Origin of the sequence: Phytohabitans houttuyneae, assembly GCF_011764425.1 — a bacterium.
GTDB classification, from domain to species: Bacteria; Actinomycetota; Actinomycetes; order Mycobacteriales; family Micromonosporaceae; genus Phytohabitans; species Phytohabitans houttuyneae.
The window spans coordinates 1,484,909-1,505,910 of record NZ_BLPF01000003.1 but is presented as its reverse complement, the minus strand read 5'-3'; the positions used below and the strand labels follow the sequence as shown (position 1 = coordinate 1,505,910).

Genomic DNA, 21,002 nt, shown 5'->3' with positions numbered 1-21,002 from the left:
GAGTCTCCATGAGCGTCATCGCGATCCCGCAGCGCCGCTACCCGCAGCAGCTCACCGGCCCTGGCCGGGCGCCCCGGCGCCCCGCGAACACGCCGGAGCTCACCGTGACGTTCACGGTGCCGCTGGCCGGCGAGTCGATGAGCCCGCACGCGTTCCGCCTCCTAGAGGTGGTCCGCGACCTCGTCGAGCGCGGCGAGGGCCAGATCACGATCGTCCCCACGCCGGCCCCGGCGCCGGCGCCGCTGGTGCCGCCCGAGCCGATCGTGCTGCCCGCGGCCGAGGACCACCGCGGCCTGCGCGTCTGCCGCGACGCCCGGACCGTGACGCTCGACAGGCGCCCGCTCGAGCTGACCCGCCTGGAGTTCGACCTGCTCGTCTTCCTGGCCGAAAACCCGCGGCGCGTCTTCACCCGGCTCCAGTTGCTCGGCGCCGTCTGGGGCTACGAGCACGCGGTCGCCCGCACGGTCGACGTCCACGTGCGCCGCCTGCGCGCGAAGATCGGCGACACCGTGCCCCTCGTCACCACCGTCTACGGCGTCGGCTACCGCCTCGCCGACGACGCCGACGTGGAGCTCATCGACGGCTAGCCTCCCCGGGAACGGAACGGCCCGCGGCCTGCCGGGCGCATGCGAGGGCACATGCGCCCGGCAGGCCGCCGCGGTCCGGGCCGTGGTGGGCCCACAGGTCGGGTGGGGCTTGCGCCGGCTCTCAAGCTGGGCGCACCAATGCGCCCAGCCTCGGGATGCCTCAGCGGTTTCGGGGTGGGCCGGCCGTGCCCGGCACCGGCCCGCCGATGCGGAGATCTGCGGGAGCGGGCTCTTCGGGTTGGGCTGGTCGAGCGCGGAGGGTGAGGCCGCGGGAGCAACGGTCCGGACCACCGCGGACGTCGCGGTAGCCCAAATCTTGATCTGAAGCGCCGGTCAGCGGCGGGGGAGGAGCTCGATGATCGAGCGGGTGCCGGCGGGGGCGACCGTGCCGGCGTCGAGGCCCGCCCGCGCGGCGAGCGCGGCCAGCTCGTCGAGGGTGCGGTCGCGGCCGCGCACGTAGCAGAGCATGCGCAGGTCGCCCTCCGTCGACGGGGTGTCGCGGTCGGCGCCGATCGCGTCCTCCACCACGAGCACGCGGCCGGTGTCCGGGGCGGCCTCGACGCAGCGGCGGAGGATGCGGCCGGCACCCTCGTCGTCCCAGTCGTGCAGGACGCCGGAGAGCACGTAGCCGCCGGCGCCGGCGGGCAGCGGGTCGAAGAAGCTGCCGGCGTGCGCGGTGGCGCGGTCGGCGAGGCCGGCGGACGCGAACGCCGCCTCGGCGCGGGCCGCCGGGCCGGGCAGGTCGACGACCGTGCCGCGCAGGCCGGCGTGGGCGCGCAGGATGGCGATCAGCAGCGTCCCGGTGCCGCCGCCGACGTCGACGACGTGGCCGAGCGTGCCCCACGGGTAGGCGGTGGCTATCTCGGGCGCGTCCGCGCCCAGGCGGCCGCCCATCAGCGCGTCGAACGAGGCGGCCAGCGCCGGGTCGGCGGACAGGTCGTCCCAGAACGGGCGGCCGAACTGCTGGGGGAACGCCGGCTCGCCGGTGCGCACGGTGTGCAGCAGCTGGACGAACGAGGTCTCCGCCCGGCCCACCGCCCCCTCCAGGTCGAGCCAGGGTCGCAGGCCGCGGGGATCGTCGTCGCGCAGCTGCTCACCCAGCGGCGTGAGGCCGTAGGCGCCGGGCTCGGCCCGGGTCAGCACGCGGGCGGTCACCAGGTGGCGCAGCACCCGGTCGAGCGCGTCCTCGTCGGCCTGGACGGCCGCGGCCAGCTCCCGCGCCGTCCGCCGCCCGGCGGCGATGTGGTCGGCCAGCCGCAGCGTGGCCGCCACCCGGATGGCCATGGGCGTCACCAGGTCGGCGGCCGCCCACAGCTCACCGCCCCACGCGGTGGTCTCCTCGTCGGCCACGGCACCTCCCGGCTCGTCGGCAGACCGCCAGTCTGCCACCGGCCGGGCCCGCCCGGCGCGCGCCGGGCGGGCTTCCACAAGGGACGGCTAGCCGCCGGCGCCGGAACCCGCGGCGGTCCAGAAGATGGCGCGGCCGACCTGGGCGAACAGGCCCTTCGGGTGGGCCCGGAAGAGCGGCTCGGTGCCGAACAGCACCGCCGCCGTGCCGCGCGGGCCGACGCCGGAGACCACGGCCGCCTGGCCCGCCGCCTCGGCCGGCCCGCCGGTGCCGTCCTCGGGGTCGGCGATCCAGTGGCCGGCGACCAGCGGCGTGGCGGCGTACCGCTGGTCGACCGCCACGCCCGCGCCGAGGTCGGTGAACCACAGCGGCGCGTACACGAACGAGTGCGGCGGCGCGCCGGTGCCGGCCGGACCGCCGCCGTTCGTGACCGAGACGACCCCGTTGGCGTCGGAGCGGCCGGCCACCGCGCGGGCCGGCAGCACACCGGCGTCGGCGTTGAACCGGGCGCCGGTCGCACCCCGCGTGATGACGCCGCCCCGCGCCAGCAGCGCGTCCACTTCGGAGCGCGCGGCCGGGTCGAGGGCCGGATAGGACAGTCCTGAGGAGACGAACAGCACATCCACACCGGACAGTGCGGGGCCGGCGTTGAGGGTGGCCGTGGAGACCGGCCGCACGTCGAAGCCGAGCTCGCGCAGCACGAACAGCTCGTCCGCGGCGACCGCGGCCGCGAGCACCGGCTTGCGCAGCTCCTCGCCGCGCGGGTGCCGGCCGGCAGAGGTGAAGCGCACGCCCAGCCGCTCGGCCACGGCGGCGGCGGTGCGGCGGGCGGAGGCCGGTGCCACGACGGTGCCGTCGTCCTGGCGCAGCAGCCGCACGCCCGCGTCGAGGAGGGCGTTGACCGCCTGGACGTCCTTGCCGTCGGTGAGGGTGAGGGCCAGGTCGTTTCCGTACGCGGCGAGCACGCCACCGGTCGGCCCGGCGACGGCCACGGCGGTGGTGGGCACCCGCGGCGCCTCCCACCGGCTGGTGTGGACGGTCGCGCCCCACAGCAGGCCGTGGCTCCAGCCGGAGATGTCGTACATCTGCGGGACCAGCGACGAGATGTCCCGCCCCGCTTCGAGCACCGCGTTGGCGAGGCCGCGCTTGGGCTGGTGCATGTCGACCACATAGGACCCCGCGGGGTGCCAGCGGCCGGCGACGCGGAACGGTGCCTTCGCCCGCCGCACCCGCACGTCGTGCGCCACCAGGTGGTCGACAAGGCGCGCCGCGGCGGCCGGTGAGCGCTGGCCGGCGCCGGCCGGGATCACGTACGCGCGCGGGAACGTGGTCGTGTACCGGTCCTCCGGCCCGAAGCCGGGCACGTACCCGTCGGGCACGTACCGCTGCGCCTCGCCCGCCCAGCCGCGCCGGAACAGCTCGATCTGGTCGGCGAGCAGCGCGCCGCGGTGGGTGTCCGCGTAGCCGATCGCGGCCCGGATCGTCGCCGCCGCCACGTCGGTGTTGATGCCCGAGCGGCGGCGCAGCTCCTCGACCGGGAGGCTGTTGTACGCGCCGCGGTTCACCTGCATCGGCACCTCGACGGTGTGCCCGACCGCGCCCTGGTAGATCGCGTACATCGGGGTGAAGATCGGCGGCCAGTCGTCCCAGTCGCCCGGCGCGTAGTCGCGGAACGGGATGTCCGCCGCCGCCGTCTCCGGGTGGCCCAGCGCGGCGATCGCGGCCTCCATGCCGAGCGCGTTCGGGTAGGCGTGGCGGATGTACAGGTCGTAGTCGTAGTTCTGCCCGTGCGGGGCGGTGCTCGGCTCGATGAGCGTCGTGCCGGTGTACCCGTGCTCGTCCAGCATCACCACCGGCTGGGTGGCGATGACCACGTCCCGTACCGCCCGCGACTCGGGCTGGCTGGACGTGATGTGGTCGCGGTTGATGTCGAAGCCGGCGCCGTTGACGCGGGTGCCGGCGACCCGCCCGTCCGGGTTGTTGGTGACCGTGAAGTAGAGCCGGCTGCGCTCCAGCAGCCGCCGCGTCGCGGTGTCCGTGGCGGTGGCGAGCGCGGTGATGACGCGCAGCGCGCCGTCGGTGCCCTCCCACTCGTCGCCGTGGATGTTCCCGTTGATCCACACCGGCGTCTTGTACCCCGCGCGCAGCTGCCGGTCCCGCGCTGCGGCCCGCGGGTCGTCCTCGATGAGCCGCCGCCACCGGTCCTGCTGCCGCGACTGGCCGGCGTGCTCGGGCGCGGTCACGGTGACGAGGTAGAGGTCGCGGCCCAATGTGGACTGACCGATGACTTCGACGGAGACGCGGTCGCTGCGGGCCTGCAGGTCGTTGAGGGCGGGCGCGATGCCGTGGTACGGCATCAGGCCGAGCCTGATCGAACGGTCGGTCGGGTCCTCCGGGTACACCCGGAGCTTTGTCTGCCGCGGGTAGCCGGCGGTCTTCGCCGGCTGGTTGTGGCCCTGCGCGCGGGCGGCGGCGCCCGCGGCGGAGAGCGGGTCGGTGGCGGCGGTCTCGTGGCGCTCGGGCCCGTTGCCCGGCTCGCGGGTGGCACCGACCGGTGGGTCGGCCGGTGCGGCGGCGGCCGGCGTCGCGGGCAGCGCGACGGCGAGGGCGAGGAGGGCGGCGAGGGCGCGGGGGTATCGGGACACGGGCGGCACCTCCGAAGTGGACGTGTGAACGATCGTTCCGGTCGCATCCACGCCGGTCAACCCGCAAGACGTGGCCGGGTACCCGCGGAGCGGCCACCGGCCGCTACTGTCCCCGCCATGCGTCGACTCCTCCCCGCGGCCGCCACGGCGTTCGCGGTGCTCCTCGCCGGCTGTGGCGGCGACACGCCAGCCGCCTCGACCCCGTCCACCCCGCCGGCAAGCCCCTCCGCCTCGCCGGAGAGTGCCGCCACCACCATCCAGCGGGCGCTCGAGCGCAGCTTCGCCACGACGTTCACCCTGCGCACGTCGATCCGGTCGAAGGGCGCGAGGATCAACATGGACGCCCAGATCGACCCGGTCGGCCGCGTCTTCTGGGCCACCGGCAACCTGCCCGGCCCGACCGAGATGCGCCAGCTCGGCGAGACGATGTACCTGAAGTCGGACCTGGTCAAGGGCGGTCGGACCTGGCTCAGCATCGACATCCGGCGGCTCGGTCCGGACAGCTCGCTGCGCCGCACGTTCGACCCCGAGGCGCAGGCCGGGCTGCTCGGCGGGATCGTGAGCGCGGAGAGCCTCGGCGGCGGCCGGTACAAGGGGACGGCCGACCTCACGAAGGCGGCCGGGACCGCCGGGCCGGGCAGCTCTGCCGCCAACAACCTGGAGGACATCCTGCGCGTCGCCGCCGACCCGGGGCGGGTGCCGTTCGAGGTGCGGCTGGAGCCGGGCGGCCGGCTGACCCTTTTCACGTACACGCTGGCCACGAAGGACGGCGGCGACATGGTCGGCGAGCTCGTCATCGGCGGCTTCGGTGTCGCGGTGAACGTCGACCCGCCGCCGGAGGAGGACACCGAAGAGGCGAGTCCCGCGATGTATGACGCGCTGTGACGCCGCCGTTCTCCTACGAACGGCCGGCACTCTCCGTACACGGGGATGATCTTCAGGTCCTGGAGCGGGAGACGCCGGGTGGATTTCGCCCACTAAATCACCACAATCCCGCCCTACAGCAAGGCTCCAGCTGACCTTGAGGTTGAGGGTTCGGGGTGGCGTACGCGACAGGCGCCCCGCTAGTTTGCGCCCGTCTCACCTTTCGTTTTCCTTAAACACCTCTCCCACGGAGTTCATTGATGAACGCTCGTACCCGCGTCCTGGCCTACGCCGGCGCCGCGGCCGTCGGCCTCGTCGCCGCGGGCGCGCTCGGCGCGCCGGCGCTCGCCGCGGGCCCGACCGACCTGTCGCTCTCCCTGAGCGGTACGACGTTGGCCGCCACCACCTCCGGCAAGGTCGGCTTCGCCACCGTCACCAACAAGGGTGCGGAGACCGCGACCGGGATCGTCATCACCTTCGACCTCAGCGAGCTCGACACGAGCGTGGTCGACCTGCCGGTGCCGGCGCCCGACGCCTGCGAGCAGGACGGCAGCAAGATCACTTGCCACGTGGTGGACCTCAAGCCCGGTGAGAACGCCGACCTGTCCTTCGAGCTCATCCGCAGCGGCGACGGCACGCCCGGCGAGCTGACCGCCACCGTCTCGCACGAGGGCGACGACCCGGAGGCCGGCAACGACAGCGCCACCGCCACGGTCACCATCAGCGAGAACAGCGGCCCCGACCTCACCGTCGTGGTGCCGGACGTGCCGCTGAACGAAGAGGGCCAGACCGGCACTGTCGCTCCGGGCGAGCAGACCGAGCTCGGGTACGTGGTGGCGAACTTCGGCGACCTGTCCGTCCAGGATCTCAAGCTGACGATCCAGCTCCCGCAGCACGTGACGTTCGTGGAGCAGGAGGAGGGCTGCGAGTACTCCTCGGACAACCGCACGGCCACCTGCGGCTACGAGATCACGCTGATCCCGTTCGACGAGGACTCCGGCGAGGAGGGACCGTACTCGGCCGCCGGCTTCTTCAACCTGATCAAGGTTGCCGACGACGCTCCCGCCCCGGCCGTGCTCGGCGGCGGCCTGGTAACCGCCGAGGGCACCGCGGTCCAGCAGCCGGAGGTGGCCGCCCGCCGCGCCGCGCCGGCCCTGCCCGAGGGGGTCGAGGGCCTGTCGGCCAAGGACGTCGACGAGAGCGACAACAGCGACGAGTTCTCCGTGCACGTCGCCAAGTCGGGCGGCGCGGGCGGCGGCGGCGAGCTGCCCGTCACCGGCGTCCAGGCCGGCCTGATCGGCGGCGTCGGCCTCGTCGTCGTGGCCGGTGGCGGCGCGATGCTGCTCATGTCCCGCCGGCGGCGCGTCGTGCTCGCCGTCCCGGACGACGAGAAGCCGGCCGTCTGAGCCAGCTGATCCGCGACGAAAGGCCCGGCGCCGGTGGCGCCGGGCCTTTCGTCCTTCCGTCCCTCCGTGTCGCCTTTCGTCCTCGCGGCGGTGGGGGTAACGCGGAGGCGTGGCGAGACGCTCTTCCCTTCGGCGCATCCCGAAGCTACGGAGGGCTGAACATGATCGACGACCTCGGCGCGGCACCGACCGGCCTCATCGTCTCCGCGGTGCACGGAAACGACGGCATCCGGCTCGTGGTCGCGGGCGACGTCGACGTCATCTCGGCCGGACAGTTCCGGGAGTACCTCGCGGGCGCGCTCGACCTGCGTCCCGCCGCGCTCACCGTCGACCTCGGCGGCGTCAGGTTTCTCGACTCGACCGGCCTCAGCGCGCTCGTCTACGCCCACAACCGCGCCCAGGACGCCGGCATCTCGCTCGTGGTCGCCGCCCCGCAGCCGCAGGTGCGCCGGATTCTCGATGTCACCGGTCTGCTGACGGTGCTCACCGAGGAGGGCTGACCGGGACACCCCCACCGGCCGGCCCGAACCCCTCCTCCTCGCCGCTGGCTGTGGGGCGGCGAGGAGGAGGGGCGCTTACCGCGGTGGATCAGCCCAGCACGATGCTGACGCCGTACGCCGCCTGCGTCTCGAGCCACGGGGTCGCGTAGCTCGTCCCGCCGCCACCGGCGATGTGGTGGCCGCGGATCCAGATGTTGCCCGAGCTGTCCTTGACGTAGAACGCGCCGCCGGAGTCGCCACCCTGCGGCAGGATCCCTCCGTTGTAGACGATCACGGGCGACTTGCAGCCGGTCTGCGTGCACACCTGGCCGTCGATGTCGGTCGCGGTGTGGCCGCAGTTCTCACCGGTGGTGCGGCCGCTGGTGCAGTAGTTGTTGAAACCCTCGAACGCGGTGCCCGCGGCCACCACCGGAGCGCTGGTGCTGCTGTCCACACCACCGGTGAAGACCCGGCCCCAGTAGCCCTGGCCGCCGATCAGCTCCATGTCCTGCGCGTGGCCGGTCACGGTGGGCAGGCGCCGGTTGGAGACGGTGCCGTACGTACGGTTGCCCGACTCGGTCAGCACGGTCACGCCGTTGGCGAAGCAGTGGCCGGCGGTCACCATGAAGCGGGTGCCGGCGCTGTTCTGCACCGTGAAGCCGGACGAGCACCACGGCGTGCCCGCGGTCTGCGTGATGCCACCGCCGCCGTAGAAGTTCGGCACGTCGTCCCGCCGGCTGAACGCGTCGTCGATCGCCGTGCGCCGTACCTGCGCCAGGCCCGCCACCTGCGCCTGCGCGGTGGTCATGCCGGAGGTGCTGGTCAGCGACGACACCACCGCGTCGGGCGCGTCGGTCTCCACCACGATCCGGCCGGTGCCGGCGTCGAAGTAGCTGCCGAAGCTGTAGGCGGTGCCGTTGGTCGCCACGTACTTGGCGATGCGCTTCTGGATCGCGGCGAGCGCGGCCTTCGCGGTGGGTGACGCGGTCGCCTTGGGCTTGGCCAGCCGGTCGGGCGCGAGGCTGGCATCAACCCGCGCGGTGGCCGCGCTGGTGCCCTCCTTGCCCTTGTCCGCGTCCGGCGCGGCCTGCGCCGCACTGGCGCCGAGCCCGGCGAACGCGACGGTCGCTGCGACGACGGCGCCGATGAGCGCCCTCTTCGTCACGAGCATGTGGGTTCCTCCCCCTGATCGGCCACGGTCCGTCGCCGTGGCACAACAGAGGAAGGCCTTGGGTGGTCGTTTGATAGCACGCTGTCGATGTTGTGACAGCGTGTATCAGGGGTGTGTCAGGGCCGCCCGCGCGCGGGCTTCTTCGCCGTGGTTGCGCGCCCTTCGCGGGGGTGGCTGGGTTTGCGTGCGGTCGTGGCTGGCTTCGCGCGGTCGTGGTGGGCTTCGCGCGGTCGTGGCGGGCTTCGCGTGGGCCTGGCTGGCTTTGCGCGGGCCTGGCTATCTTTGCGCGCGCTGACTGGCTCTGTGGCTGTCTGGTTGCGCGCTGCCCGGCCTTACGCGCCGCCGACGCTTGCTTCTCCGCGGCGCCTGATCGTGGTGCCCGGTCGCCGCTGCCTATTCGCGGTGCCGGCGGTCGGTGCCGCTCGTGGCCAGGTTGGCCAGGTCCTTTGGCAGCTGGGCCACCGCGTCCATGAACTCCTTGTAGCCAGCCACATCCCGCAGCGCGTGCAGCACCGCCGCCACGCCCGCCTCGGCGGTGGCGAGGTCGACGCCGGCGGATCGGGCGACCCGCCCGACGAACTCCGCGTACGGGAACACCTCCGGCTGCTCCTCGGCCTTCGTGAGGTAGGGACGCAGCTCGTCCGGCACACGATCGGCCAGGTCGGCCGCCTCGCCGCCGGAGATGCGCTGGGTGAGCGTGCGCAACGTCGCCTCGGCCAGCGCCTGGGCGACGTCCGCGCTGGTGCCGGTCCACTCGGTGACCTTCTGGATGAATGCGAGCTCCATAGCCCCAACGTCCCGGTGGCGGGGATGAGCCCGTATCGCCCGGCGCGGGTGGGCGCCTGTGGGGAACGCGTTCAAATCCGGCGGACGCCAGGGGTCCCAGGCACGCCAGCGGTGAGGGCCGGCGTGCCGCCAGAGCTGGGCCGGCACGGAACCTAGCCTCCTAGGATGCTCTAGCGGACGTGACGTGGAGGACGAACACTCACCAGGCAACGACGAGAGCTAGGGCGACGGGCCGCCCGCGTGACTCAGCTCGTGGCGCCCGGCACGCGCCGAGCGGGCGCGGCGGCCAAGCCGGGCGCGGCGGCCAGGCGGGCAGGCGGGGAGGCGGCGGGAACGCGGAGCGGGCTCAGTAGTGGGCGCGCAGGAAGGCCGCCGCGCGTGCCTGCCACTCGCGGGCCGACACCAGCACCGCGGTCATCTCGTGCGAGCCGTGCACGTGCCCGGCCCATTCGACCACCTCGGCCGAGCCGCCCGCCTCGACCAGCCGCCGCCCGTACGCCGCGCCGTCGTCGCGCAGGATGTCGAGCTCGGCGGTCATCACCAGCGCCGGCGGCAGGCCGGACAGGTCAGGGGCGAGCAGGGGAGAGGCGTAGGGGTGGCGGAGGTCGGCGGGGTCGGCGTAGCGGGCGATGTTTTCCGCCAGGTCGTCGCGCGTCAGCACCACCGGTCCGGCCGTCGCGTTGACCGAGGGCTGGCTCATCGTCAGGTCCAGTGCGGGGATCTCCAGCACCTGGGCGACCAGCGCCGGCCCGCCCTCGTCCCGCGCCACGAGCGCCGTCGCGGCGGCGAGGTTGGCGCCGGAGGAGTCGCCGCCGATCGACAGGCGGGACGCGTCCACGCCCAGCTCGGCCGCCCGGCCCGCCAACCACATCAGGGCCGCCACGCAGTCGCGCACCGGCACCGGAAACCAGTGTTCGGGCGCGAGCCGGTGGGCGACCGAGGCCACCACGCACCGCGCGTCGACCGCGAGCCGTGCGCAGGCGGCGTCGCGGTGGGCGAGGGTGCCGAGCCACCAGCCGCCGCCGTGCACGTACAGGTGGGCGGGCAGCGGCCCCTCGACGTCCGGCCGGTAGGTGCGGACGGTGATCTCGCCGCCCTCCACCGGCACGGCGTGGTCGGTGACCGCGACGGGTGGTGGCGGCAGCGCGACCGCCGCCGCGCGCTGGTCCATGCCGCGGTGGATGGCGGCGCGCCGCTCGGCGACCGGCAGCGCGGGGTCGGGCACGTGGGCGCGGGCGGCCTCGATGCGGGCGAGCATCGGCGCGAGTTCGGGTAGGGCCGGCATGTTGTCCCCCGTTTCGATACAGTCTCTGTAACGAGCTGTTTCAGTCACTGTAGCGAAGTAGGTGTGCGATGGTCGAGCGCGCGGCGCAGAAGCGGGAGACCCGGCGGCGGATCGCGGAGGCCGCGTTCGGGCTCTTCGTGCGGCGCGGGTTCGACCTGGTGACGGTGGCCGACGTGGCCGCGGCGGCCGGCGTGACGGAGAAGACCGTCTTCAACCACTTCCGCTCCAAAGAGGACCTCGTCTACAGCGAGGACGCGGCGTTCGAGGCCGCACTCCTGGACGCGGTCGGTGGCCGGCCGCCGCGGGAGACGCCACTGTCCGCGGCAAAGGCGTTCTTCCAGCGGAGGTACGAGAAGGTCAGGCTGGACCCCGACGGACGGCGCCGGGCGGCCGCGCTCGCGGCGCTCGTGGCCGACAGCCCGGCGCTGCGCGCCCGCGAGCGGGACATCCACAGCCGGTACGCGGAGGCGCTCGCCGAGCTGATCGCCGCCGAGCAGGACGCGCCCGCCGACGACCTGCGCCCGCGCCTCGCCGCGGAGGCGATCGTCGCCGTGCACCGCGAGACGGTGGCCGCGGTCCGGCGGGCCCTGCTCGCGGGCGCGCCGGACGAGGAGATCGCGGCCCGCGCGCTTCGCGTGTCCGGGGAGGCGTTCGCGCTGCTCGCCGGCGGCCTGGCGCGCTACGCGGCGAAGCCGGCGCGGTCGCGGGTGAAAGCGATTTGAAGCCCAACCCTGAAACACTCCCACGCGCCGCCCGGCCGGGCGGTCCGTCGCGGACGGCATCGATGGGAGCGCGGTGGTGGACAGGCTCGGCCGGGTGGAGGGCCCGGCGACCGGACCCGTGCCGCTAGCGTTCGGGCTGCTCGGCCCCTTCGAGATGCGGGTTGCGGGGCGGGACGTGCCGGTCCGCTCCCCGAAGCACCGCGTCCTGCTCGCCGCGCTCGTGCTGCACGCCGGCCGGGTCGTTCCGGTGCGCGACCTCGCCGAGGCGATGTGGGGCGCCCGCCCGCCGCAAAACCCGCGCCGCGCCACCCAGCTCGCCGTGGTGCGGCTGCGCGCGCTGCTCGACGAGGCCGGCGCCGCGGGCGCGATCGTCACCAGCGCCGACGGGTACCTGATCGACGTGGCCCCGGCGGACGTGGACATCGAGCGCTTCCGCCGAGCGCTGGCCGAGGCGGACGGCGCCGCCGACCCGGCCGCCGAGGCCACCGCGCTGCGCGCCGCACTGTCCCACTGGCGCGGCGAGCCGCTGGCCGACGTACCGTCCGACACGCTCCAGCAGCAGACCGTGCCGCGCCTGCGCGAGCTGCGGCTGTACGCGCAGGAGCGCCGGTTCGACGCCGACCTGCGCCTCGGCCGCCACGAGGCGGTGATCGGGGAGCTCGTGCAGGCGACCGCCGAGCACCCCCTCCGCGAGCGCTTCTGGGGCCAGCTCATGACCGCGCTGCACGGCGCCGGGCGGCGGGCCGACGCGCTGGCCGCGTACCACGACGCGCGGCGCCACCTCGCCGAGGAGCTCGGCATCGACCCCGGCGAGGAGATGCGGAAGGTGCACGCGGCGATCCTCGGCGGGTTCCGGTCGCCGGCCACCGGCGCGGTGCTGCTCCCGGCGGTACCGCGGCAGCTGCCGCCGGAGGTGTCCGCGTTCACCGGGCGGGTCCGCGAGGTGGCCCACCTCGACACGGTGCTGCTCGGCTCCGCCGGCCCCACCACCATCGCCGTCGTGAGCGGTACCGCTGGCGTGGGCAAGACCTCGCTCGCACTGCACTGGGCCCGCCGCACCGCCGACCGCTTCCCGGACGGGCAGCTGTGGGTCAACCTGCGGGGGTACGACCACCGGCCCGCGATGACCCCCGGCCAGGCGCTCACGCTCTTCCTGCGCGCCCTCGGCGTGCCCGGCGAGGCGATACCGCCCGATGTGGAGGGTCAGACCGGGCTGTACCGCTCCCTCATGGACGGTCGCCGCGTGCTCGTGGTCGTGGACAACGCCAGCGCCGCGGAGCAGGTACGCCCGCTGCTGCCCGGCGGCCCCGGCAACGCGGTCGTCGTCACCAGCCGCAACCAGCTGACCGGCCTTGTCGCGGTCGACGGCGCGCACGCGGTGCCGCTCGACCTGTTCACCGCCGCGGAAGGGCGGGAGCTGCTCGCCCGCAGGCTCGGCGCCGAGCGGGTGCGGGCCGCGCCGGTCGCGGTACGCGAGATCGTGGAGCGCTGCGCCGGCCTGCCGCTGGCCCTCGCGATCGCCGCCGCCCGCGCCGCCCAGCGCCCGTCCCTGCCGCTCGCGGCGTTCGCGGGCCAGCTGCGCGCCGCGCGGGACAGCCTCGACGAGTTCGCCTCGGCGGACACCGCCACCGACGTGCGCGCCGTCTTCTGCTGTTCGTACCGCACGCTCAGCGAGCCGGCCGCGCGCCTGTTCCGCCTGCTCGGCCTGCACCCCGGCCCCGACCTGGCCGGCGGCGCCCTCGCCAGCCTCGCCGGTGTGCCGCCGCAGGTGCTGCGTCCCGCCCTCGACGAGCTGGCCGCCGCGCACCTGGTGACCGAGCACGTCGAGGGCCGGTGGACGCTGCACGACCTGCTCCGCGCCTACGCCGCCGAGCTCGTGCACGCCCACGACGGTGCCGGCGAACGCAACGCCGCGCTGCGCCGCGTCCTCGACCACTACGTCCACACCGGACACGCCGCCGCCCTGCTCATCGAGCCGCTGCGCGAGCCGCTGCCGCTGCCGCCGCCCGACCAGTCGGTCACCGTCCACCCACCGGTCGGCCGGGAGGCGGCGCTGGCCTGGTTCGGCGCCGAGTACACGGGGCTGCTGGCCGCGATCGAACGGTCCGGGCGCGGCGGGTTCGACACGCACACGTGGCAGCTGGTGTGGACGCTCGCCGACTTCCAGCAGTGGCGTGGCCTGTGGCCGGACCGGGCGGCCAGCCTCCAGGCCGCGCTCGAAGCCACCCGCCGCCTCGACAACCGCACCGAGCAGGCCCGCGCGCACCGGGGCCTGGGGTACGCGTACACCCGGCTGCACCGCAACGACGACGCTCGGCTGCACCTGCGTCAGGCGCTGAACCACTACACCGACCTCGGCGACCCGGTCGGTCAGGGCCGCGCCCACCATGGACTGTCCTATGTGCTCGAACGGCGCGGTGACCCGCGGGCCGCGCTGTGGCACGCCGAACGGGCCCTGGACCTCTTCCCGCCCGACGGCAACCGGGCGCAGCGGGCCCGCGCGCTGGGCACCGTCGGGTGGTGCCACGGCCAGCTCGGCGACCACCGGCAGTCGCTGCGCCGCAACGAGGAGGCGCTCGTGCTGCTGGCCGGCACCGGCGACCGGGTCGCCGAGGCGGCGACGTGGGACAGCATCGGGTACGCCCACCACCACCTCGGCGACCACAAGCGGGCCATCGACGGCTACGAGACCGCGCTGCGGCTGCGGCGCGACCTGGGCCACCGCTACGGCGAGGCGAACACGCTCGACCACCTCGGCGACACCTACGAGGCGCTCGGCGACACCGAGCAGGCGCGCCGCGCGTGGCGGGGCGCGCTCACCGTGCTGGAGCAGCTGCGCGAGCCGGACGCCGACCGGGTCCGCGCCAAGCTCACCCGCCTCGGCGTGCCGGCACCGCGCGGCTGAGCGCTACCCCAGGCCGCGCAGCGCCTCGACCGCGTCCCGCTCGGCCTCGTACACAGTGGACAGGCACGCGGCCAGCGCGGCGAAGTCGGCTTCCACGGGCGGCTTCTCGTGCAGCTCCGCCCGCAGCGCCCACAGCTCGCCGGCCGCCTCGGCCCGCGCCGCCGCGCCCTCGTCACCGGCCGCCACACCGGCCGCCAGGTCGGCGGTCAGCTCGCGCAGACGCCGGTACTCCGGCACGTCCTCGGGCAGCGCCGCCTCGGCCAGCGCGTGCCAGCGCCGCCCCGACTCCCGGAAGGCGGATGCGGCCGCGGCTGTGTCGCCGATCAGCGGCGCTGCCTCGTCGAGGAAGTCCGCGTACAGGTCGCGCAGGTGCCCGCCGTTCGCGCCGACCGGCTCGACACCGTCCCAGATGGACAGCAGCGCGTCGGTCAGCCCGCGCCCGCCGGCGAAGACCCGGGGCCAGCCCTTGGCGTTGCGGGTGTCGGTCACCAGCCGCGCCCACTTGCCCCAGGCCGGCACCGCGAAGGACGCCGACTGCGCGCCCAGGTGCGCGACGCAGTCGGCGATGCCCGCGCGCACGAGCGGTGCGAGGTCCGCGGGGGCGGTCGCGGTTTCGACCGACACGAGATTGTTCTTGTACGACGACACCCGCCCCGCGCCGTGTCCAGAGTGGACCGCGCGACGGTGAGGGGAGCGAGGTTGCGGTCGTCCACGCGCACCGCGTCACCGGTGTCCGCGTACACGACGACCGGATGCCCGCCGAACCCGTCGATGTGCGGCGGCAGCTGCCAGTACCCGATCAGCTGCCGGTCCGGCCACACGATGGCCGGCCGGCCCGCGGCGAGCGAGGCGGTCAGCTCGGTGGCCGCGCCCTTGGCCCCGGAGGTGGCGTGCACGCGCGCGGTGGCGCCGAGCCGGTCGAGGGTGCGCGCGGTCCAGTCGATGTAGTTCCACCGGTACCGGTAGCCGAGCGTGAGGTGCGTGTACCCGTGCTCCTTGAACTCCCACAGGATGTAGCCGGCGCCCAGCCCGCCGCCGACGCCGAGGACCATCGCCTCGGACAGGCCCGGCACGCCGGTGTGGGCGAGCACGTTGGCGATGTTGGCCGAGTCGGGGTGGGTGCCGCCGCGCAGCGTCCAGCCGTGGTCGGTGGGTGCCGGCTCGGCGGCGCCGGCGACGTGCCTTCTGGCCGTGCTGTACCGCTCGCCGGTGCGGGCCATGCGCGCGCGGATCCGCGCCTTGAGGTGCTTGCCGCTGGTCATCGTGCGTCCTTCACCTGGTCGCGCGCCGCCGCCGACCCACGCTTGCACGGCCGCCGCGACCATGAGGTGCGAACAGACGACACGGACCCAAACCACATCCCGAGGCCGGACACCCCTTTGCCTCCGCGTCGCCGGGTCGCGTGGGGACCCGGTCAGGAGGTTGGGCGCGGGAACACGCCACGCGCAGGATACCTCCTGGCCGATAGCCGCGCGCCCCCCGGTCAGGTGGCCGCCGGGCGGGGGATGGCCGGGTGCAGGTGCGCCGTGGCGCCGCGCCGGTACAGCTCGGCCCAGCCCCGGCCGGTGGCGAGCTTCTCGCCGGTCGGCTCCACGAACCCGGGCGTCGAGAGCACCTTCCGCCGGAAGTTGGCCGCGTGCAGCGGCACACCCCACACCGTCTCGTACACGCGGCGCAGGTCGGCGATCGTGAACGGCTCGTCCAGGAACGTCGCGGCCAGGCCGGTGTACTCCAGCTTGGCCCTTGCCCGCTCGATCCCCTCGGCGAGGATGCGGTCGTGGTCGAAGGCGAGCGACTGCTCCGTGCCGCCGAGCTTCGCCACCGGCAGGTAGCGTGCCTCGCTGGCGTCGGTGCCGGCGACCGGCGTGGGCAGGTCGGGCACCAGCGCCAGGTAGGCCACCGAGACCACCCGCATGCGCGGGTCGCGCCCCGGGTCGCCGAACGTGGCGAGCTGCTCAAGGTGCGCCCCGGCCCGGATCCCGGTCTCCTCGGCAAGCTCCCGCGCGGCGGCCTCGTCGAGCGTCTCGTCCGGGCCGACGAAGCCGCCCGGCAGCGCCCACCGCCCGCGCTGGGGCGGCTCGCCTCGGCGGATCTGCAGCACGCACAGCTCGCCGGCGCGCACGGTGAGGATGACCAGGTCAACCGTGACGGCGGCGGGTGGGAACGCGTGCGGGTCGTAGCCGGCGAGAAACTTCCGGTCCTCGTCGGTGAGGTGGTTGTCGGCGGTCACACCGAGCATTGTACTCATGATGAGTTGTGTTGCGACTCAAAGTGAGTCATGATGCTTGGCATGGTGTTCGGCGTGTCGCCGCTCCCTCGCGGCGACGCCCTCCGGAAAGGAGCCTCCATGACACCGAAGGAGCGCCTCACCGCCCTGCGCGACGCGGAGCTGGACGGCAAGCCGATCAACCTCATGCCGTTCTGGGGACACCGGCCGACCGCGAGCGGCACGGCCGGACCGGGCTGCCTGAGCCAGTGGTGGCCGGCCCCGTTCACAGTGGACGGGGTCACCTACCCGACCGCCGAGCACTGGATGATGGCGGCCAAGGCGCGCATGTTCGGCGACGCGGACGGGCTCGCCGCCGTGCTCGCGGCGAAAAGTCCGGCCGCGGCCAAGACCGCCGGCCGCAAGGTGCGGGACTTCGACGAGCACACGTGGGCCGCCGGGCGGTACGACATCGTGGTCGCCGGCAACCTCGCCAAGTTCAGCCAGCACGAGGACCTGCGCGAATACCTGATCGGTACCGGCGACAGCGTGCTGGTCGAGGCGAGCCCGTTCGACCGCGTGTGGGGCATCGGCATGGGCCGCGACAACCCCGACACCGCCTCGCCGCTGAAGTGGCGCGGGCTCAACCTGCTCGGGTTCGCCCTCATGGACGTGCGGGAGCGGCTGTGAACAACCAACGCCTGCGGGGCGTCGCGGCGGAGACCGTGGCGATCTCCCAGGCCGGCGGCTACCGCAACCGCACCGGCCGGTGGGTCGACATCCGCGGCGCGGTGCGCGCGGCGGTGGCCGGCACCCGGCTGTACCTGCCCGGCGACCCGCTGCCCGGCATCGCCGCCCGGGGCGGCGCCGGCGTGGTCGAGGTCACCAACGAGTCCACACTGGCCGCCGCGCGCCGCCTCGGCGACGGTTCGGCGGCGCTGGTGTTCGCGTCCGCCCGCAACCCCGGCGGCGGATTTCTCACCGGCGCGCGGGCGCAGGAGGAGGACGTGGCCCGCGCCTCCGCGCTGCACGCCTGCCTCAGTGTGGTGCCGGCGTACTACCTGCACCACCGCACCAGCACCGACCTGCGCTACACCGACCGGGTCATCTACTCGCCCGGCGTGCCGGTCTTCCGCGACGACGCCCTGCGCCTGCTCGACCGTCCACATCGGATCGGGATGCTCACGGCGGCGGCGCCCAACCTGCGCGCGATCCGCGCCAACCAGCCCGAGGCCGCGGCCTCCGTCCCCGCCGTGCTCTACGGCCGGGCGCTGCGCGTGCTGGAGGTCGCCGCCGCGTACGGGCACCGCCGCCTGGTACTCGGCGCCTGGGGCTGTGGCGTCTTCGGCAACGACGCCGCGACGGTCGCGGCCGCCTTCACCGCCGCACTGGACCGGCTCGACGCCTTCGACCACGTCGTGTTCGCGGTGCTCGACCGGATGGCCGGCACGCCCACGTTCCACGCCTTCGCCTCGGCGGCGTCGTCGCGGGTGTAGTCAGGTGGCGCGGCCGCGGGCCAGGGCGTCGACGCGGCGCAGCGCGTCCGGCATCCGGTGCGGGCCGGACATGGCGGCGACGAGCCCCGCGGCAACCGCCACCGGCACGCCGGCCGCCGTCACGAACAGCGGCCGCGCCGCACCGCCCCGGCGCACCGCCACCGCGTGCGTGGCACCCCGGAACGCGGTCTTCGCCACCCCGACCACCGGGACCTGGATCTGCGCGTGCAGGTGCGCGCCGAGGCCGGGGCGGCCGTCCGGGTCGAGGTCGACGTAGCCGTCGACCACAACCAGCGCCAGGCCCTCCACGCCGGTGAGGACGGCGCGCACGGCCGGCAGTTCGCGGGCGAAGAACCGGCCCGGCTCGTACGGCGCGACCTCCGGCAGCCACCGCACCCGCTCGTCCACGATGGACGCGAACCGGTCGTCGCCGGCCACCACCGCCGCGGCCCGGGCACCGCCGTCCGGCGGGTAGTGCACGTCGACGGCCGCGAACCGCCCGGTCACTCGCCGACCGGCCCGCCGGCGAGCTCCGCGACGATGTCGAGGTGGCCCAGGTGCCGGGCGTACTCCTGCACCAGGTGGAACAGGATCCGCTCCAGCGTCGCCGGCGCGGCGCCCGCCCAGCGCGGACCGGGCGGCGCGACCGCGTCGAGGTCGGCCGCCGACACCACCGCCCGCGTGTGCTCGCCCTGCGCGCGCAGCTCGGCCACGAGGCCGTCCAGCGTCTCCTCCGGCGCCACGTACCACCGGTCGTCGCGGCGGTCGCCCCACGGGTCGGGGACGTCGCGCCCCTCGAAGCCCCACTCGATCCAGCGCAGCTCCACGTACCGCAGGTGCTTGAGCAGCTCCAGCGGCGTCCAGCCGCTGGCCAGCCGGCTCGTGCGCAGCTCGCCCTCGGGCAGCGCCGACGCCTTCTCCACTGTGGACTCGCGGAAGAAGTCGAGGTACCGCAGGAAGACCTCGGTGCGGTCGGCGGCGGGGATCGACGGCGACGGAAACGGCAGGCTCATGGCTGGCCAGTCTTCCCGGTGCCCCTGACCTGCCGCAACTCGCCACGGCGCCGGCCCGTGCCCCGGGCCGGCCCTTCGCGTGTCAGTCCTGTATGGACCCGGTCACCTTGCCGGTGCTGGACATCGCGACGCAGGTGACGCCCTGGTCGCCGAGGCGCCACGAGCTTCGCGTCGGGTGGAGGAAGTAGATTTCGAGGTTGGGGTCGTCTGCGGCCTTGGGAGCGTGGGTCTCCAACCGGTCGACGCACCCGTCCTCGGCCTTCTTGGCCACGTCCTCGTCGCCCGGGTAGTCGCCGTCGGGTAGCTCGAAGACCGCGAACACCTCGCCCTCGTGCGGCTGCGTGCACGGCACGACCGGAAGGTTGCGGATCGTGCTGCTCTCCTCCAAGCCGTTGAGGCACTGGCCCGGCGCCAGCTGCTGCACCTTCACGTCGGCGCTGTCGGAGGTGGACGCGATCGGGGTGCCGCTGTTGCCGGACGACGCGAACGCGCCGATCACCCCCGCGACCACGAAGCCGGCCAGCCACAGGCCGGACAGGGTCAGACCGGCGACCGCCAGCCCCTTGCCGCCCTGGCCGCGGCGCTTGATCTGCGACAGCGCGACGAAGCCGAAGATGGCAGCCAGCAGCACGCCGCCGAAGATGCCGAAGATGAGCGACGCGATCGCGAAGCCGTTGGTGCCCCGGCGCTGCGGCGGATAGGGCGGTGGCTGCTGGCCCCACTGCCCGGGTGGCTGCTGCCCCCACTGGCCGGGCGGCTGCTGGCCCCACTGTCCCGCGGGCGGCTGCCCCCACTGCTGCTGCGGCGGCTGCTGGCCCCAGGCCGGGGGCTGCTGCGGACCCCAGGGGTCGGGCTGCTGCGGCGCGCCGGACGTGGGGTAGGAGCCGGGCGGCGGCGGGTATCCGTACGGAGGGGGCGAAGTCACGGCCGGGACATTAGCAGGGCCGCGAGGCTCCCACCTGCCTGTTTGCTGTCGTCCTCCGTACAGCGAAGATCACGATTCCGACACTTGCCGACGCATGGGCGCTCGGAGTGTTCGGCGCGTCACGCAGTGTCAACGGTGTGGGCGGGCGCGGTGGCCGCCCGGTCAGGCGTCGGGGATGTCGCGCACGCCGATGCGGCGGCGGAAGACCCAGTAGGTCCAGCTTTGGTAGAGCAGGACGATCGGGGTGAAGGCGAGGGCGACCCAGGTCATGATTTTGAGTGTGTAGGGGGTGGAGGAGGCGTTGTCGATGGTGAGGTTGTTCGCGGTGTCGGTTGTGGAGGGTAGGACGTTGGGGAACAGGGCGGCGAAGAGGGTGGCGACGGCGAGGGCGATGGCTGCGGCGGTGCCGAGGAAGGCCCGGCCTTCGCGGCCGGCGCGGTTGGCGGCGAGGCCGGCGACGAGTGCGGCGGCGGCGAGGATGGCGAGGATGGTGGCGGTGGTGCCGCCGCGGATGTCGAGGATGGTCCAGGTCAGGAAGGCTACGGCGAGGGCGCCGGTGATCAGGCCGGTGCGGGCGGCTAGGGCGTTGGCGCGGGTCCGTATGTCGCCGGTGGTTTTCAGTGCGAGGAAGACGGCGCCGTGGGTGGTGAAGAGGGTGAGGGTGACGAGGCCGCCGAGTAGGGCGTAGGGGTTGAGTAGGTGCCAGAGGTTGCCGATGTATTCGTGGTCGGCGTCGAGGGGTACGCCGCGGACGATGTTGGCGAAGGCGACGCCCCAGAGCAGGGCGGGCAGGAGGGATCCGGCGACGATGGCCGTGTCCCAGCGGGCCCGCCAGGCGGGGTCGGGGCGTTTGCCGCGGTATTCGAAGGCGACGCCGCGCAGGATGAGGGCGACGAGGATGAGTAGTAGGGGGAGGTAGAAGCCGGAGAAGAGGGTGGCGTACCACTCGGGGAAGGCGGCGAACATGGCGCCGCCGGCGGTGATGACCCATACTTCGTTGCCGTCCCAGACGGGGCCGATGGTGTTGATGAGTACCCGGCGTTCGCGTTCGTCGTGGGCGAGTACGGGCAGCAGGATGCCGACGCCGAAGTCGAAGCCTTCCAGGACGAAGTAGCCGATGAACAGCACCGCGATGAGCAGGAACCACAGGGTCGAGAGGTCCAT

20 protein-coding genes are annotated in these 21,002 nt (G+C 74.3%); 8 read left to right on the top strand and 12 right to left on the bottom strand.

What is annotated here, in order from left to right; genetic code table 11:
- The first annotated feature begins 8 nt into the window (after positions 1–8).
- A complete protein-coding gene (locus Phou_RS41815) occupies positions 9–587 on the top strand; it encodes a winged helix-turn-helix domain-containing protein (protein WP_173068483.1) in 579 nt (192 codons plus the stop codon).
- A 333-nt stretch (positions 588–920) separates the two neighbouring features.
- Here Phou_RS41815 and Phou_RS41810 read toward each other — a convergent pair whose 3' ends face one another.
- Together Phou_RS41810 and Phou_RS41805 are read right to left on the bottom strand one after the other, a co-directional pair.
- The gene (locus Phou_RS41810; protein ID WP_246274356.1) at positions 921–1,937 is read right to left on the bottom strand and encodes a methyltransferase; all 1,017 of its coding nucleotides are present in this window, start codon (positions 1,935–1,937) and stop codon (positions 921–923) included.
- Between the two features lie 87 nt (positions 1,938–2,024).
- On the bottom strand, positions 2,025–4,580 hold the full coding sequence (locus Phou_RS41805) for a M14 family zinc carboxypeptidase (protein ID WP_173068480.1): 2,556 nt from the start codon (positions 4,578–4,580) through the stop codon (positions 2,025–2,027).
- Positions 4,581–4,697: 117 nt separating this feature from the next.
- Between Phou_RS41805 and Phou_RS41800 the strand changes: the two genes are divergently transcribed.
- The 3 genes from Phou_RS41800 to Phou_RS41790 all read left to right on the top strand — a co-directional run bounded on the left by Phou_RS41800 (position 4,698) and on the right by Phou_RS41790 (position 7,350).
- The gene (locus Phou_RS41800; protein WP_173068477.1) at positions 4,698–5,465 is read left to right on the top strand and encodes a YajG family lipoprotein; all 768 of its coding nucleotides are present in this window, start codon (positions 4,698–4,700) and stop codon (positions 5,463–5,465) included.
- 239 nt (positions 5,466–5,704) lie between these two features.
- Positions 5,705–6,850, top strand: coding sequence for a COG1361 family protein (locus Phou_RS41795; RefSeq protein ID WP_173068474.1), 1,146 nt, complete (start codon positions 5,705–5,707; stop codon positions 6,848–6,850).
- Positions 6,851–7,011: 161 nt separating this feature from the next.
- Positions 7,012–7,350 (top strand): STAS domain-containing protein, encoded by a 339-nt coding sequence (locus tag Phou_RS41790; protein WP_173068471.1) that lies wholly within the window; start codon positions 7,012–7,014, stop codon positions 7,348–7,350.
- An 88-nt stretch (positions 7,351–7,438) separates the two neighbouring features.
- Here Phou_RS41790 and Phou_RS41785 read toward each other — a convergent pair whose 3' ends face one another.
- The 3 genes from Phou_RS41785 to Phou_RS41775 all read right to left on the bottom strand — a co-directional run bounded on the left by Phou_RS41785 (position 7,439) and on the right by Phou_RS41775 (position 10,571).
- Entirely contained in the window at positions 7,439–8,500 is a 1,062-nt protein-coding gene (locus Phou_RS41785) for a chymotrypsin family serine protease (protein WP_173068468.1), read from the bottom strand.
- A 393-nt stretch (positions 8,501–8,893) separates the two neighbouring features.
- Entirely contained in the window at positions 8,894–9,286 is a 393-nt protein-coding gene (locus Phou_RS41780; RefSeq protein WP_173068465.1) for a DUF2267 domain-containing protein, read from the bottom strand.
- A gap of 346 nt (positions 9,287–9,632) precedes the next feature.
- The gene (locus Phou_RS41775) at positions 9,633–10,571 is read right to left on the bottom strand and encodes an alpha/beta hydrolase (RefSeq protein WP_173068462.1); all 939 of its coding nucleotides are present in this window, start codon (positions 10,569–10,571) and stop codon (positions 9,633–9,635) included.
- A 68-nt stretch (positions 10,572–10,639) separates the two neighbouring features.
- Here Phou_RS41775 and Phou_RS41770 point away from each other — a divergent pair, with 68 nt between their 5' ends.
- A complete protein-coding gene (locus Phou_RS41770) occupies positions 10,640–11,293 on the top strand; it encodes a TetR family transcriptional regulator (protein WP_173068459.1) in 654 nt (217 codons plus the stop codon).
- 76 nt (positions 11,294–11,369) lie between these two features.
- On the top strand, positions 11,370–14,198 hold the full coding sequence (locus tag Phou_RS41765) for an AfsR/SARP family transcriptional regulator (RefSeq protein WP_173068456.1): 2,829 nt from the start codon (positions 11,370–11,372) through the stop codon (positions 14,196–14,198).
- A 3-nt stretch (positions 14,199–14,201) separates the two neighbouring features.
- On the opposite strand, the gene Phou_RS41760 is transcribed toward Phou_RS41765, so the two are convergent.
- The 3 genes from Phou_RS41760 to Phou_RS41750 form a co-directional block, all read right to left on the bottom strand.
- Positions 14,202–14,777: a DUF4872 domain-containing protein gene (locus tag Phou_RS41760; protein ID WP_246274354.1), complete on the bottom strand. Its 576-nt coding sequence runs from the start codon at positions 14,775–14,777 to the stop codon at positions 14,202–14,204.
- Complete coding sequence (locus Phou_RS41755) at positions 14,684–15,460, bottom strand: BtrH N-terminal domain-containing protein (RefSeq protein WP_173068452.1); 777 nt, start codon at positions 15,458–15,460, stop codon at positions 14,684–14,686. The genes Phou_RS41760 and Phou_RS41755 overlap by 94 nt, the downstream gene beginning before the upstream one ends.
- Before the next feature lie 221 nt (positions 15,461–15,681).
- Positions 15,682–16,437 carry an NUDIX hydrolase gene (locus Phou_RS41750; RefSeq protein ID WP_173068449.1) on the bottom strand — a complete coding sequence of 252 codons (756 nt, stop codon included), beginning with the start codon at positions 16,435–16,437 and terminating at the stop codon, positions 15,682–15,684.
- A 108-nt stretch (positions 16,438–16,545) separates the two neighbouring features.
- Between Phou_RS41750 and ybiA the strand changes: the two genes are divergently transcribed.
- Together ybiA and Phou_RS41740 are read left to right on the top strand one after the other, a co-directional pair.
- Complete coding sequence (gene ybiA / locus Phou_RS41745) at positions 16,546–17,094, top strand: riboflavin biosynthesis intermediates N-glycosidase (protein WP_173068446.1); 549 nt, start codon at positions 16,546–16,548, stop codon at positions 17,092–17,094.
- The gene (locus tag Phou_RS41740; protein ID WP_246274353.1) at positions 17,091–17,900 is read left to right on the top strand and encodes a TIGR02452 family protein; all 810 of its coding nucleotides are present in this window, start codon (positions 17,091–17,093) and stop codon (positions 17,898–17,900) included. Before ybiA ends, Phou_RS41740 begins: the two co-directional genes overlap by 4 nt.
- On the opposite strand, the gene Phou_RS41735 is transcribed toward Phou_RS41740, so the two are convergent.
- The 4 genes from Phou_RS41735 to cydB form a co-directional block, all read right to left on the bottom strand.
- A complete protein-coding gene (locus Phou_RS41735; protein WP_173068443.1) occupies positions 17,901–18,407 on the bottom strand; it encodes an endonuclease V in 507 nt (168 codons plus the stop codon).
- Positions 18,404–18,913: a DinB family protein gene (locus Phou_RS41730; protein ID WP_173068441.1), complete on the bottom strand. Its 510-nt coding sequence runs from the start codon at positions 18,911–18,913 to the stop codon at positions 18,404–18,406. Before Phou_RS41730 ends, Phou_RS41735 begins: the two co-directional genes overlap by 4 nt.
- 82 nt (positions 18,914–18,995) lie before the next feature.
- A complete protein-coding gene (locus Phou_RS41725) occupies positions 18,996–19,838 on the bottom strand; it encodes a DUF4190 domain-containing protein (protein ID WP_173068439.1) in 843 nt (280 codons plus the stop codon).
- A gap of 162 nt (positions 19,839–20,000) precedes the next feature.
- Entirely contained in the window at positions 20,001–21,002 is a 1,002-nt protein-coding gene (gene cydB, locus Phou_RS41720) for a cytochrome d ubiquinol oxidase subunit II (protein ID WP_173068437.1), read from the bottom strand.